Here is a 15,272-nt window from a genome sequence, read left to right on the forward strand (position 1 = left end):
CTCGCAACCTATTTTGCCATGATACCTTGAAATTAGCGGATGAGGGCAAGATAGGTCAGAGAAATTCCCCTCCTATTTTTCTTTCTCCGATTGATAATTGTCCTCCGAGTGCAACGGCAGATCGAACGGATCTAATCTATCAATTCTATCCCTTGTTGTTTATTGGATGCGCGATCGCGGGAAAAATATAGAGAAGAAAAGATTTTGTCTTGTTATCGAGGCTCATTTTCTTTCACCACCTAACTAAAAACTGTCATGGATCAAAGCGATCGCCGTCCCATCGCCTATCAAAATCGTCTCTTTTGCCGTTTGGACGGTTTGACACCGGAAGAACGGGAAAAACAACGATTGCAGAGGTTAGAACAGTTGAGATTACTCAATTCCGATACCATTCCCGTTTTTGATGAAGCTGTGCAAACTGCGGCTCGTTTTCTGGGGGGTCGTTCTCTCCATGAGGACACTGGGTTAGGATCTCAGCGTTTTCCCCAGATGCCGATTTGTTTTGTCTGCATTCAAGTGAAGGACGAATTATGGCTTAAATCCGCTCTAGGATTATCGCAATTGGGTTTGATGAACGATCTGGCTACTCTTCGCAAATTATCTCGCCCAGAATCCTTGTGCCAGTATGTGATTGATGCTGCCAGTCCTTTAGTGATTGCCAATGTTTCCTGTCATCCTGTTTTTGCTCGTAGTTTATTATTTCAACATTATGGCATCCGCGCTTATTTGGGCGCTCCGTTGATCTCGCGATCGGGGGGATGTATCGGGGCGATCGCCGTCCTGAATTTAGAACCCTATGACTTTAGCGATCGCGATATTGATTTTTTAACTCTGACTGCACGCTGGTGTATGAGCGAATATGAAGGCTTGATGGGGCAATCGATCACTTCTCACTTTCATGTCCCTACCTATCATATTCCCACGGCGATCGCTTCCCCCGCACCCAAATTTCCGAATGGTAAAGATAATGGCCAAGATGGCGATGAATCAATTCATCTCCTTAAAGTTCGGTTATTGGTCGGACTAACGGAAAATTTACGAAATCCGCTAACATCAGTGATGGGCATGGCTCGGGTCTTAGAACAAGAAATTTACGGGCCATTGACTGACAAGCAAAAAGAATATCTGGAAATCATTCACACTAGCGGTCAAGAGTTGCTTTCTGTGGTGGAAGAAATGCTGGCTTTGGCAGTTTTAGACCAAAACAACAACCAATTACAACTGGCTCCTGTGGATGTTGAGATGCTCTGTCAGCAGTCTCTTAATAATTTACAATCCCTGGCTCAACAACAGCAACAAACCTTGCAAATGTCCGTTGAACCTGGTAATCGTATCTGGTTACTGGATAAAGAAAAGCTCCGTCAAGCACTTTATTATTTTTGTTACAGTCTGATTTATGCCTCCCATGAGGGAAGTGAGATTCACGTTCACATCTGTCGCAAAATTGAAGACCCCATTCACCCTTTACCGGTTCTTAATATTTCTCTGTGGACTTCTCACCCCTGTTGGCAGGATGAGGGGATGCGGGCTACAGTAATTCCAGAGCAGAATCGGCGATCGCCTCAACAAACTCTACAGTTGCTCATAGAAACGCTACAAACTTATAAGCGCGATCGTCAATCTACTGAGGAAGGAGGACGAGAAACTCTGGGCTTATTATTAGGCTGTCATTTACTGGAAATGCACGGAGGCTGGATTTCTTTAGAAGAATCCCGAGCAGGAAGTTATCGTTATATCTTCAAGATTCCCCAGATCGAGCAATCAGATCAGTTAAAAGTCATAAATCATAACTAATAACTCATAAATCATAACTCATAACTCATAACTTAATAAATCATCATTTCTTCTCGATTTAGCCCACAATGGAGATGGTGAATTGTAAAGGGGTCAAGTTGCGGTGGAACGTTTGCAGGGGAATAAAGGGAATAAGAGGGGCTTAAGGATAAGAGGTTTACTGCTCTTTCTAGCTTTAATTGTCTTGATTGGCTTAAACCCGATCGCCCATGCTTTGACAGAGTTATGGTGGTTTGAAGCTGTTGGGTTTAGTGAAGTATTTTGGACGCTGTTGTTAGGGCGATCGCTGTCTTGGCTCTTCTTTTTTCTGCTCTTTCTGCTCTTTCTGGGTTTTAATTATCGATTAGCCCTACATTTAACACGGGAGAGAGATTTTCGGGCTTTACCTGCGAGTAATACTTATGATATTCCTCCCGATGCGGTACATCGGTTAGTTAATTTTCTGGCCATTGCAAGCATTGTTTTCTGCGCTTTAGTTGCGGCTGCAGCCAATACCGATACTTGGGAAACTGTCTTAAAATTGCTTTGGAGGACGGATTTTGCGATCGCAGACCCCATTTACGATCGCGATATTGGCTTTTATGTTTTCCAACTCCCTTTCTATATCAGTTTGAGAAATGAACTATTTGCTTTATTTGGAGGTGCATTAGCCCTCTCTATTCCAATTTATGTTCTTAAAGGTAACATCGATCGCCGTCGGGGATGGAGCAATTTATGCGCGGGTCAAGTTAAAGCACATTTGCTGAGTTTATCATCTGCGATCGCCGTCCTCATTGCTTTTAGTTATTGGTTACAACGCTATCAGCTTCTTTATTCCACAGAAGGGGTTGTTTTTGGCACCGGATATACGGATGTTCACACCCGCCAAATTGCTCTAGTTTTAATGAGCTTTTTAGCACTGACTCTCGCTGCTATTTTCTTATTTTCCATCAGTCAAAATCGTTTAACTTTGCCTTTATATTCCGTAGGAATATATATCATCATTGCGCTTATATTTCAAGGCTTAATTCCCATCTTAGAACAGCAATTAGTCGTTGCTCCCAATGAACTGACCAAAGAGAAACCCTATATCGAGCATAATATTGAATATACCCAGAAAGCCTACGGATTAGATCAGATTCAAACCCAACTCTATGCCGTTAAATCCAATTTGAATTTGCAAACATTAGAAAACAATAAGACAACTATAGATAATATTCGCTTGTGGAATACTCGACCTCTCCTGAGTACCTATAAAGAACTCCAAGAAATTCGTCCTTATTATAATTTTCAGGGTGTCGATATTGATCGCTACATCCTCGATAAAACCTATCGTCAAGTGATGCTTTCCTTGCGAGAATTGGACTACAACCAAGTCCCCGCACAAGGTAAAACCTGGGTCAATCAACGCTTAAAATATACTCATGGTTACGGTTTGGTAATGAGTCCAGTCGATCGCGTCAGTCCAGAAGGTTTACCGCAATTATTAATCAAAGATATTCCTCCCATTTCAGAAACCGATCTAACCGTTGACCAACCGAGAATTTATTATGGCGAAAACACCGATCGCTATATTTTCACGGGCATGAGTACCGATGAATTTGATTATCCTTTCGGGCAGGAAAATGCCGCAAATCGTTATTCAGGGCAGGGTGGAGTTGCTATTCCTAGCTTTTTTCACCGTCTCGTTTATGCTTATCATTTCGGCAATTTAAAGATTCTCATCTCTGGGTATTTTACCCCCGAATCGCGCATTTTATACCATCGCCAAATCCGCGATCGCGTGCAGCGAATTGTCCCTTTTCTAACATTAGATCAAGATGCTTATCCCGTTATTGTTGACGGACGCTTAAAATGGATTATTGATGCTTATACAACTAGCGATCGCTACCCTTATTCAGAACCTTCTCCGGGAGGATTCAATTATATTCGCAATTCCGTCAAAATTGTGATCGATGCCTATGACGGAATCCCAGAATTTTTGGCAATAGATGAAGACGATCCAATCTTAAGCACTTATCGTCGTATATTCCCCGATCTTTTTCAATCTTCAGAAGCAATTCCTACCGCGATCGCCAGCCATTTTCGCTATCCCATCGACCTTTTTCAAGTTCAAGCAGCGAAGTATCTAACCTATCACATGACCAACCCTGAAGTATTTTATAATCGAGAAGATATGTGGGCAGTTCCTCAACAAATTTATGAAGATAAAGAAGAGATCATGAATCCCTATTATGCGATCATGCGCCTTCCTCAATCCAAACAAGAAGAATTTGTCTTGGTTTTACCTTTTACTCCTGTTGAAAAAGCAAATATGGTAGCTTGGATGGCTGCACGTTCCGACGGAGAAAACTATGGTAAAATTTTGGTCTATAAGTTTTCTAAACAGCAACTTATTTTCGGACCGATGCAGCAAGAAGCAAGAATCGATCAAAATACCACGATTTCCGAACAATTGACCTTATGGAGTCAAAAAGGATCGAAAGTTATTCGGGGAGATTTATTGATTATTCCCATTGAAGATTCTTTACTTTATATCGAACCAGTTTACTTAAGAGCAGAAACAGGGCAATTACCAGAACTAAAACGAGTGATTGCAATTTACGATCAAAAAAGTGTCATGGAAAAAGACCTAAAATCTGCTTTAGCGGCACTTTTTGGCTCTTCTTCTTCAGTTACTTCTCAACTACAAACAGGGGATGAAGCTGGAAAAGATACTCTTGAATCTTCTCCCTTGATTCAATCTGCCCTAGAAACATATCAGAATGCACAGGAGGCTTTGCAGTCTGGAAATTGGACTGAATACGGTCGCTTAAACGAAGAATTAGGAAAAATTCTCTTACAGTTAAATGGGGAGGAAAATTAGGGATTAGCAGCAGGTGAAAAAATGTTATTCTGACCCTAGAACTCTCAAGGGTTTAGTGGTGAGAGTAGGTCAATTACAAACAACTAATAAGTACCTAGTTCGATCGCGCCATTTTTGAGAAAAACAACGCGGAATTGAGCAAGGGCTTTTTGCGGTACAACAGTTCCGTTTTTTTCGCCAATTCCTGCTGCTTGAGGATTGAGTAATTTGGGCAAAGGGGTTTCTTGCTGTAAGAGGTAAGCATTGCCATCCAAATACTCATAATCGGCGATTTCCCCCGTTTCCGTGACACCAATACGGAAAGGCAGATCCGCTACAACTGGGGTTTCTGGAGTCCAAGCAGTCTGTAATTTCTCCCTCATGGCTTCCCGCAGATTCCTCAAGATTTCGGGGTCTTCAATGCGTTCTCCTAAAGTAGCATTACCCTTGCGCCCAGCTAAGGGGCTAATGATGGTTGTACCATTGCGGGTGAAAGTAAACTCAAACTCGGCGATCGCCTCTTTTTGGGCAATATCATCCTCCGTGGGAAGAAAACGCAATTTGGCAAGAGGAGTTAATTCCGTTTCGGCTTCAGTGGTTTCTCCCGTAGGTTCATAGTCAATGATCGAGCCATCCAAAGTAGCAGTAATCTGATAAGTGAGGTTTTGCTGGATCGCCTCGCGATTGTCCCAAGCGTTTTCAATTTCTCGGCGCAGATAGCGTTGCAGAAAACTAATCTCCGTCGGTTCTTCAATTTTGGGAGCATCTGTTAGTAATGCTTGTAAATCTTCTGGAGAGATAGGTGGCGCAGATGGTTCGCTCTGGGACTCCTCTGGGGCGTTCTCGCTGCTCGTTTCCCCTTGGATAACCTCTGGGTCTTTCACCTTGGGAATAGGCAGTATAAAGAGCAAAGATGCGGCGATCGCCAAACTGCCTATCCCCGTTATCATCGGTGTTGCCCGCTTAGTCAAAGGAATATCGGCTTTGCGATGGCGACGGCTAACCGGAATCAAATGAAGAGACAAATCCGGTAAAGTCCGAGTATCAGCAAATAACTGATCCACCGCTTCCACGAGGTCGAAAAGTTGAATCGTGTTGAGATCGAAATGTAAGGGTTTCGACTCTTCCGCATCATCCCCTTCAGATTTATGCTGCCAGAGGAGATGATGAATATCGGGATTATTTCCCTTTAATAAGCGCACGCTTTCGTTGGGATGTTCTAACTCCACTGGGTGGCGAATACCGCTTAAGAATTCTTGAGCATAAGCACTAACCGCTTTAACCAAACTATAAAGAAAATCCTTTCCTCCCGATAGAGGCTGTTCTATCCCCGTAAAACTACATTCAGCATGAACGAGAATCGAGAGTAGGGGGCGGCGATCGCTCGGGTTGCCTTCTAGATTCTCATTGTCCAATCCTTCCAAAACAAGCCGACAATTGGGCAAATTATACTGGCGTTTAATTGTCATAATACTTCTCCATCAAACAAACTAACCCAAAATCGTTGCATTCCAGCCGTCCCCGTGCAGAAAAGTAGTTGCCCCAACAAGGACATGGCCAAATCATTCAATCGTTCGTCACTGGACAAATAAAAGGCAACTTTCGCCCGTTTAGAATTCATGCGACCGCGAAAATGCGCCCGAAAGCGTTCTAAATATTCAGAGAGGCGAAAATGTTGTTCTAAGGGTAGTCCCTTTTGTTGAATTTGCTGACGTGCCACGAGTAACTGGCGAATCAATACCGTCAGTTTTCGCGCCCGAAAGCTGGCAATCATCGTTAAGGCCTTGGCTTGATTCACCGTGAGAGAATCCCGGCTGTGCGATCGCCGCCAAGGATTGGAACAGCGCAACCGCCATAAAGTGACACGATTATCAATAATACTTTGTAATTCTAATTCTTGGGCAGTAGCCAGCATATGTTCTGAACTCCCCAACTCTAGTGCTTCGAGAGCCAGCAAAATTAGGTCAATTTTCTGTTGCACGCGAGGAGAACATTCCTGAACACCTGGCAAGTTTGGCAAATTGTCCAAAACTAAGAGTTTTGAACGCTTTGACGGATTGGATTCGGACTTGACGCTTGCAGCTTGACTCATTAAACAATTATCAATTATTAATGGGGAAAAATAAAGAAACCAATAATTAATGATTTAGATTCAGCCTAGCAAAGTTTAGGCTGAAAAAAAAGCGACAAATTCCCGATACAGCAGATTGACAAACTTACGGGGGAGTTTGCTGGCGTGATGCTTCCCCGAGGGGTTTTCCGCCTTGAGGAACTTGTCTCCTAGGTTGGTTTCTGGGGTAATGGGTTCGCGATCGCCACCGTTGCGGGTCATTTGTGTTACCAGGGGAGGAAGTCGCTACAATTTAGACCAGAGAACCAGTAGGAAAAAGTTAATCTCCTTAGCAATGCAATGAATGCTGTCACCCTCAATATCAATGCGATCGCTTCCTTCACAGACGAGCAGTTTTTTCAACTCTGTCAGGATAATCGCGATTTAAGATTAGAACGAACTGTGGAAGGAGAATTGATTATTATGCCTCCAACGGGATGGATTAGTGGTAATCGTAATTCTAAATTAACGGCTCGTTTAGAGCTTTGGGCTGAAAATGACGATACTGGATTCACATTCGACTCTTCTACCGGTTATAAACTCCCCAATGGTGCAGAACGTTCTCCCGATGCGTCATGGGTAAAACGAGAGAGAATTGAAGCGTTAAATTTGCGACCGAATCAATTTTTACCTCTGGCTCCTGATTTGGCGATCGAGTTACGTTCTGCAACGGATAGTTTGACGGTATTGCAGCAAAAAATGCAGGAATATATGAGATGTGGAGTGCGTTTAGGATGGTTGATCGATCCGCAACATAATCGGGTTGAAGTTTATCGCCAAGATCGGGATGTTGAGATTTTAGAAGCCCCTAGTTACTTATCGGGAGAAGATGTATTATTGGGATTTGAGTTGAATTTGAGAGGGATTTTGGGTTAGTCCTAATCGTAACAGTTATCTTTGTTTTCATTATTGAACTCTTCATATTTTGATGCTGCGAGATTCGGGAGAAGTGCGATCGCCCTTCTCCCTAAATTTAAAATTTCCTATCCCCTCAAGTCGCGCTAAAGTATTGGAGATCGAGAAACAAATCCTGAATGAAAACAGCCTTAGTCCATGAATGGTTAACCCCCCAAGCAACCGGAGGATCAGAATTAGTCGTACAGGAAATTCTCCAGCACGTCGAAGCGGATCTCTATGCTTTAATTGACTTTGAATCGGTTAACCCAGAGAGTTACTTATACCGGCGCAAAATTGGTCATACCTTCCTACAACATTTTCCCCTCGCCCGCAACGGTGTACAAAAATATTTACCCTTTCTTCCCTTCGCGATCGAACAACTGGACCTAGGAGAATACGATCTCATTCTCTCCTCTTCCCACGCCGTCGCCAAAGGAGTCCTCACCCGCCCCCACCAACTCCATCTCTGCTACTGTCACACCCCCATGCGTTACGCTTGGGATTTAACCTTTGATTACCTCCACAGCAGCCCCATGGGACAGGGAATTCCCGGTTTATTCTCTCGCTATATTCTCCATCGCCTGCGAGAATGGGATGTTATTTCCGCCAACCGCGTTGATTATTTTATCGCTAACTCCCAATATACAGCCCGTCGTATCTGGCGCTGTTACCGACGCAAAGCCGAAGTTATTTATCCTCCCGTAGACTGCGATCGCTTCTCTTTTTCTCCTCAAAAAGAAGACTTTTATCTGGTTGTTTCCCGTTTAGTTAGTTATAAAAAAGTGGCTTTAATTGTCGCAGCATTCAATCAATTAGAACTCCCCCTCGTAGTCATTGGTGATGGCACCGAGTTAACCCGTATTAAAGCCATAGCCCGCGATAATATTCAAGTGTTAGGATCGCAACCAAATACAGTTGTAGAACAGTACATGGCCAAAGCCAAAGCCTTCGTTTATGCCGCTTGCGAGGACTTTGGAATTGCTCCTGTTGAGGCACAAGCGTGCGGAACTCCCGTCATTGCTTATGGTAAGGGGGGAGCATTGGAAACGGTCCGAGATGTGCGACAATTTCCCCAAACGGGGACGGGATTGCATTTTACCCCCCAAACCGCCGAGGCATTGGTCGAAGCCGTCAAGATTTTTACCCAATTACCAGGAAAAATCGAGCCGGAAATATGCCGCCAAAACGCCGAACGGTTTACCCCCCAAGTTTTCTCTCAGCAGTATCTTGCTTTTATCGATCGCTGCTGTCAAGAATGGGAAAACGCGAATCGCTGAAAGGCTTTGTGGTGAATTTGAGGAGTACAATGACAGCTGAAAGTCCAGTAAGGTCTAGCAAAGGAGAAGTGACGAGGAAAACGCGATCGCCTCGCACTCCCTCCAACAGACGGCAAAATACGAGCATTTTGCTGTTTATTTTTAATAGTGAGAAATTTAAACGCTTTTTTGATATTAGTTTTTCTCTCAGCGTTTTAATTCTAGGATGTCCCCTTTATCTCATTTTGGCGTTTTTAATTGCCGTTACTTCTCCAGGTCCTATCTTTTACGTGCAGCAACGAGTGGGTAAAAACTATCGATCCTTTCCCTGTCTCAAATTTAGAACGATGGTTTGTAATGCTGAGGAAATTTTAGATGAATTATTTCAGCATTCTCCAGAATTGCAACAAGAATTTGAGGACACCTACAAACTAAAGCAAGACCCTCGTATCACCAAAATTGGCAAATTTTTGCGCTTGACCAGTTTAGACGAACTGCCTCAATTTTGGAATGTGTTAAAGGGAGAGATGAGTGTCGTTGGTCCGCGTCCCCTCGTCCCCGATGAATTAAAATATTACGGGCGCTATATGGCCAAAGTGTTAACCGTTAAACCGGGAATTACGGGATTATGGCAAGTTTCCGGACGCAATGACCTTCCCTATCAGCGTCGCATTCACCTTGATGTTTACTATGCCAGCTATCGCAGCCTGTTTTTGGATCTGTTTATTATTCTCAGAACCGTTGGAATTGTTCTATTTCCTGGCAATAATGGAGCTTACTAATGGAGGGTTTGGAGAGGGTTTGGAGACCAAACCCGTACCGATCGCGCATCGTGGGACGCTTTTGGCTGTTATTTTTTAACCAGTTATAATTGTTCAGTTGCGATCGGCGATCGCGCATCGGTTAGAATTGTTAACGGTTAAGTGTTAATTGTTACCTGAAAACGCATGACGCAAGCAAAGAAGGCTCTAATTACGGGAATTACTGGTCAAGATGGTTCTTATTTAAGCGAACTATTACTTGAGAAAGGGTATGAAGTTCATGGAATTATCCGACGAACTTCGACATTTAATACCGATCGCATCGATCATATTTATGTCGATCCTCACAGTGAAGGGGCGAAATTTTTTCTCCATTACGGCGATCTCACTGACGGGACGACCTTGGGGCGCATCGTCGAAGAAGTTCAACCCCATGAAATCTACAATTTAGGCGCTCAATCTCATGTCCGAGTCAGTTTCGATTCTCCTGAATATACAGTGGATTCTGTAGCGATGGGAACCCTACGACTCTTAGAAGCCGTGCGGGATTACCAACAACGCACCGGTAACGAAGTTCGTTACTATCAAGCTGGCTCTTCGGAAATGTTTGGTAAGGTGCAGGATGTCCCCCAAAAAGAAACTACGCCTTTCTATCCTCGCAGTCCTTACTCTTGTGCGAAGGTTTATGCTCACTGGCAAACCATTAATTATCGAGAATCCTATAATCTCTTTGCTTGTAACGGAATTTTATTTAATCACGAAAGTCCTCGCAGGGGAGAGACTTTTGTAACGCGAAAAATTACACGGGCAGTGGCTCGTATTGTCGCCGGACAGCAAAAAGACATCTATTTGGGTAATTTAGACTCTAAACGAGACTGGGGCTATGCCAAAGACTACGTGCGGGCAATGTGGCTGATGCTGCAACAGGATACCCCAGATGATTACGTGATCTCCACGAATGAAACTCACTCTATTCAAGAGTTTCTCGATTTGGCCTTTAACTACGTTAATTTGAACTGGAAAGATTACGTCAAATTTGATGCCCGCTATTTGCGCCCAGCAGAGGTGGATTTGCTCATCGGCGATTGTAGCAAAGCAAAGGAAAATTTAGGTTGGGAAACCTCTGTTTCTTTTGCGGAATTAGTGTATTTAATGGTAGAAGCAGATTTGGCGGCATTGGGACTCTCTTCCCCGAATAAAACCGATGCGATCGCACAAAAATTAGTGGAAGATAATGCCTATATCCGGCAAAATAGGGGCATGACTGTCGATTAGACTGGGAAATTGACGAGAGGGAAAAACGCAATGTTAGATTTACAGGATAAACGGATCGTCGTTACCGGCGGTGCGGGTTTTTTAGGCAAGCAGGTAATTGCGCAACTGCACCAAGCAGGGGCAAATCCAGAGAAAATCTTTGTACCGCGATCGCAAGAATTCGATCTCTGTACTTTGGAGGCTTGTCACCAGGTCGTACAAAATCAAGATGTCATCATTCACTTAGCGGCTCACGTGGGTGGGATCGGGTTGAACCGCGAAAAACCCGCCGAGTTGTTCTACGATAACTTAATGATGGGAACGCAGTTAATTCACGAAGCGCATAAAGCTGGGGTTGAGAAATTTGTCTGCGTCGGGACGATTTGCGCTTATCCCAAATTTACTCCGGTGCCTTTCAAGGAAGATGACCTTTGGAATGGCTATCCGGAGGAAACTAATGCCCCCTATGGCATTGCCAAAAAAGCCCTCTTGGTTCAATTGGAATCCTATCGACAGCAGTACGGATTTAATGGGGTGTATCTACTCCCCGTCAATCTCTACGGACCGGAAGATAATTTCGATCCTCGCAGTTCTCATGTAATTCCAGCTTTAATCCACAAAGTCTACGAAGCACAAAAACAAGGTGAGAAAATTTTGCCCGTTTGGGGAGATGGTTCCCCAACGCGGGAATTTCTTTACTCCACCGATGCAGCACGGGGAATTGTCATGGCAACACAAAAATATAATGAATCTCCCCCGGTGAATTTGGGAACAAATCGAGAAATTTCGATTCGGGATCTCGTAGAACTCATTTGTAAATTAATGGAGTTTGAGGGCGAAATTATTTGGGAAACCGAGCAACCTAATGGTCAACCTCGACGGTGTTTGGATACTCAACGCGCTCAGGAAAAATTTGGCTTTGTTGCGGAAGTTGGCTTTGAAGAAGGCTTGAAAAACACCATCGCATGGTATCGAAAAAATGCTGAATAGGTCATCAGTAAGAGGTCTTAGGTAATTACTTATTATCTGTTATTCACTTCACTGTTGACTATCAACTTTAAAAACCAATGGGCAAAGCAATCATTTCTCGCATTATTTTCGCACTGTTTACAGGGTTGTGTTCTACCGGATTTATTGTTATTAATCCCGCCCCGATGCTCGCCCAGTATTCACCCCAAAATCAACAAATCGAGGCTCTGTTGCGTCAAGCTCGAGATCTCATCGATGCTGGGGATTACGATCGCGCGATCGCCGTTTACGAACAAGCAGCTTATTACGATCGCCGTAATAGCAAAATTTACGCGGGGATCGGCTATCTGCGAACCCAGCAAGGACAGTATCGGGAAGCCTCTCGCGCCTATCAACAGGCATTGGCGATCGAGGGTAACAATGCCGATTTTTACTATGCCTATGCCTACTGTTTAGCGCAAATGGGGGACAATCGCAACGCCGCCCGCGCCTATGAGCGAGCCATCCAACTCGCTCCGGCGAATAACAATAGTTATATGGGTTTGGGGGTTGTTCTCATGCGCCAGGGCAATTATTCTCGCGCCCTAGAAGTGTATAATCGCGTCGCTAGGAATAACCCTGAAGATGGCAGCGTTTTTGGGTTTATGGCAACGGCATTATTAGAACTCAATCGCGATCGAGAGGCGATCGATCTGTTGCAACGCGCTGTCGATCGCTACTCTAGCAATAGTCAATTGTGGATACAGTTGGGAATTTTTCTCGCTGGAATTGATGGCGATCTCGATGCGGCTCTGAATGCTTTCCGAAGAGCAGAAAGACTCAATCCTAATAATGCTAATGCTTCTCTACAAATTGGTCGAATTTTGCAAGAACAAGGACAGATTCCAGAAGCAAGAACAATGTTTGCTCGAGCGGCAACAGCAGGTGCTAATTCTTGGGCAATTCAAGTCGAAGTAGGTGATTTTTTCTTCGAGCAACAAAGTTATCTTTCTGCTACTAATGCCTATAGATTGGCAACTCAACTCGCTCCCAATAATCCGGAACCTTTTTATAAACTGGGTTTAGTTTTTAGAGAGAGAAGACAGGAAGAAGAAGCGGTTAAAGCCTGGAATCGCGCCCTTCAACTTTACCGTCAACAAGGCGATCGCGCCGGGGTGCAAAGGGTACAATCGCTATTAAACGACGCGCCATCGAGCGATCGCATTTTTGAACCGTTTAATTAGTATGCGGAAATCAGAAATGGGAAACAGTTTAATTTAATCTTGTTCAAAAGGGTAAATAAAATGCGATCGAGTTTATTGTTATTGGTTTTCTCTATTTTTCTGGTTTCTCCTGCTAATGCTGCTAATCCCGATCATGTTGCTCGTTTATTAAGTACGAAATCTTGTCCGAAATGCGATTTGAGAGAGGCTCAACTCTCCCAAGCTGAGTTAGCTGGGGCAGATTTACAAGATGCAAATTTAGAAGGGGCAAATTTAAACCGTGCAAATTTACAAAGTGCTAATTTGCAACGGGCAAACTTAAATGGGGCGCAATTAATTTTGGCCGATCTAGTCGGGGCTAATCTACGTTTAGCACAATTGCAGGCGATCGGTAAAGAAGAGGAAAAAACTTCCACTAATTTAGATAGTGCTAATTTACAAGGTGCAGATTTATCGTCAGCGCGATTAGACGAAGCATTCCTAAATCGAGCCAATTTAAAGAATACAAATTTAGCTTTTGCACGACTATATGCAGCAGATTTAAGACGAGCAACACTCGACGGTAGTTTCTTGGGTGGTGCTAATTTTGTCAGTGCGAATTTAGAGCAAGCAAGTTTAAAAAACACTGATGCGAGAGGTGCAGTTTTTACCAGTGCTAACCTCGATCGCGCAACTTTAACTCTCAGCGATCTGAGAAATAGTAACTTTCAAAGTGCAATCTTAAACAATGTTAATGCAAGGGCAACTAATTTGGCCGGAGCTAACTTGATTCAAGCTCAATTACAAGAGGCCAATTTCAAGGAAGCAGGTTTTGTGAAGGCGAATTTAACAGCAGCCAATTTGAGTCGAGGGGTTTTTCAAGATGCTAGTTTTAATTGGGCTAATTTGGAAGGGGCAAATTTAGAAGAGGCAAATTTAACGCGCACTAAGTTGGCGATCGCCAATTTAAACCGCGTTAACTTAATCGGGGCTAAATTACCTTCTGCTTATCTTCACGGGGCATCTTTAATTTCTAGTGATTTGAGTGGTGCAGATTTATCCCTTGCCACCTTGAAAACTGCCAAATTAACAGATACAATTCTGGTAGGCTGCACGTTAGAAAAAGCCGATCTAAGTCAAGCAGAATTAATCAATGCTAATTTAAGCTATACCAATTTACGGGAAGCAAAATTAATTGATGCTAATTTAGAAGGGGCAAATCTTAGTGATGCCAATTTGCAACTCGCCGATCTTAGTGGTGCAGTTTTATTAAATGCCAATTTAACCCGTGCCGATCTCACTGATACTATCTTTAAAGGTGCAACTTGGGTTAATGTTCGGGGAGTGGAGAATAGGGAAATAGAAAATTAAACAATATTCATAATTCATCATTCATAACTTGTATAACATGAACACACCCAGTCATTACGTTTTTAATCTCGCCCTCATGGGTACTGTTTTAACACCGGAGGCAAAAGTAGCCATTACCATTGGTTCAATGCTTCCTGATGCACCGATTTTCGCATTTTACTTGGTTGCTAAGTTTGTGCAAAAGCTGCCGGAAAAACAAATCTGGAATGAAGCATATTACGAACCATTTTGGCAGAATATTATTGCTTTATTTCATTCTATTCCTGTTGCGGCGATCGCCATTCCTGTCTGTCTTTATTTTCGTTGGAAAATGGCCGCATTTCTCTTTGCGAGTATGATCCTGCACGATTTATTAGACCTTCCTGTTCACAATGAAGACGCACACCGCCATTTCTTCCCTTTTAGTGATTATCGCTTCATTAGTCCGATTTCCTATTGGGATCCTCAACATCATGCAGTCTTCGTTGCTTTGGGAGAATTATTATTAGTATTAGTTGCAACACCGTTTGTATTTAAAATGCTCGATACATGGTTAGCTAAAGGAATTTTAATTTCAATTAATGTCGTTTATGTTATTGGTTATTTAAGATTTTATGTCTTTCGCGGTGGTTTTTCATTTTAGGTCTTTTCTTAATATCTAGTCTATCTACAAAATGCAAAAAGAGGACTCCCGCTAGACCCGAAGGGTTAGCGGTGAGATGACGAGCGCGTTCCCTCTTGGTTGATTGGATATGGCGAATTCGATTCGCCATCCCTCAACCGCTTGGTGAATTCGATTCACCGGGGTCGCTCGTCTTTTTGCCAACAAACAAAACCGACCAAAGTAGGGACGTTAAATTTAACGTCCGTACACAT

General features: G+C 43.3%; 13 protein-coding genes. 10 read left to right on the forward strand and 3 right to left on the reverse strand.

Going from position 1 to position 15,272, the window contains the following annotated elements; translation table 11 throughout:
* Positions 1–255: 255 nt before the first annotated feature.
* Both JUI58_RS02200 and JUI58_RS02205 read left to right on the forward strand, forming a co-directional pair.
* Positions 256–1,794, forward strand: coding sequence for a GAF domain-containing protein (locus JUI58_RS02200; protein ID WP_204102105.1), 1,539 nt, complete (start codon positions 256–258; stop codon positions 1,792–1,794).
* Between the two features lie 103 nt (positions 1,795–1,897).
* Positions 1,898–4,639, forward strand: a complete 2,742-nt coding sequence (locus JUI58_RS02205; protein ID WP_204102106.1) for a UPF0182 family protein — start codon at positions 1,898–1,900, stop codon at positions 4,637–4,639.
* A gap of 83 nt (positions 4,640–4,722) precedes the next feature.
* On the opposite strand, the gene JUI58_RS02210 is transcribed toward JUI58_RS02205, so the two are convergent.
* The 3 genes from JUI58_RS02210 to JUI58_RS02220 form a co-directional block, all read right to left on the reverse strand.
* Positions 4,723–6,087, reverse strand: a complete 1,365-nt coding sequence (locus JUI58_RS02210; protein WP_204102107.1) for a DUF4335 domain-containing protein — start codon at positions 6,085–6,087, stop codon at positions 4,723–4,725.
* Positions 6,084–6,710 (reverse strand): DUF3038 domain-containing protein, encoded by a 627-nt coding sequence (locus tag JUI58_RS02215; RefSeq protein ID WP_204102108.1) that lies wholly within the window; start codon positions 6,708–6,710, stop codon positions 6,084–6,086. Before JUI58_RS02215 ends, JUI58_RS02210 begins: the two co-directional genes overlap by 4 nt.
* Positions 6,711–6,785: 75 nt before the next feature.
* Positions 6,786–6,950: a hypothetical protein gene (locus JUI58_RS02220; RefSeq protein WP_204102109.1), complete on the reverse strand. Its 165-nt coding sequence runs from the start codon at positions 6,948–6,950 to the stop codon at positions 6,786–6,788.
* Positions 6,951–7,028: 78 nt separating this feature from the next.
* On the opposite strand from JUI58_RS02220, the gene JUI58_RS02225 reads away from it, so the two are divergent.
* The 8 genes from JUI58_RS02225 (at position 7,029) to JUI58_RS02260 (ending at position 15,039) form a co-directional block, all read left to right on the forward strand.
* Positions 7,029–7,604, forward strand: a complete 576-nt coding sequence (locus JUI58_RS02225; RefSeq protein ID WP_204102110.1) for a Uma2 family endonuclease — start codon at positions 7,029–7,031, stop codon at positions 7,602–7,604.
* A gap of 158 nt (positions 7,605–7,762) precedes the next feature.
* A complete protein-coding gene (locus JUI58_RS02230; RefSeq protein ID WP_204102111.1) occupies positions 7,763–8,902 on the forward strand; it encodes a glycosyltransferase in 1,140 nt (379 codons plus the stop codon).
* Between the two features lie 29 nt (positions 8,903–8,931).
* Positions 8,932–9,663 carry a sugar transferase gene (locus tag JUI58_RS02235; protein WP_204102112.1) on the forward strand — a complete coding sequence of 244 codons (732 nt, stop codon included), beginning with the start codon at positions 8,932–8,934 and terminating at the stop codon, positions 9,661–9,663.
* Positions 9,664–9,828: 165 nt separating this feature from the next.
* Positions 9,829–10,917 (forward strand): GDP-mannose 4,6-dehydratase, encoded by a 1,089-nt coding sequence (gene gmd, locus JUI58_RS02240; protein ID WP_204102113.1) that lies wholly within the window; start codon positions 9,829–9,831, stop codon positions 10,915–10,917.
* A 30-nt stretch (positions 10,918–10,947) separates the two neighbouring features.
* Complete coding sequence (locus tag JUI58_RS02245; RefSeq protein ID WP_204102114.1) at positions 10,948–11,886, forward strand: GDP-L-fucose synthase; 939 nt, start codon at positions 10,948–10,950, stop codon at positions 11,884–11,886.
* Positions 11,887–11,963: 77 nt separating this feature from the next.
* On the forward strand, positions 11,964–13,088 hold the full coding sequence (locus JUI58_RS02250; protein ID WP_204102115.1) for a tetratricopeptide repeat protein: 1,125 nt from the start codon (positions 11,964–11,966) through the stop codon (positions 13,086–13,088).
* A gap of 60 nt (positions 13,089–13,148) precedes the next feature.
* Positions 13,149–14,417 (forward strand): pentapeptide repeat-containing protein, encoded by a 1,269-nt coding sequence (locus tag JUI58_RS02255; RefSeq protein WP_204102116.1) that lies wholly within the window; start codon positions 13,149–13,151, stop codon positions 14,415–14,417.
* 37 nt (positions 14,418–14,454) lie between these two features.
* The gene (locus JUI58_RS02260) at positions 14,455–15,039 is read left to right on the forward strand and encodes a hypothetical protein (protein WP_204102117.1); all 585 of its coding nucleotides are present in this window, start codon (positions 14,455–14,457) and stop codon (positions 15,037–15,039) included.
* Positions 15,040–15,272 lie beyond the last annotated feature (233 nt).

This window comes from Spirulina sp. CCY15215, from assembly GCF_016888125.1.
Lineage (GTDB): Bacteria > Cyanobacteriota > Cyanobacteriia > Cyanobacteriales > Spirulinaceae > CCY15215.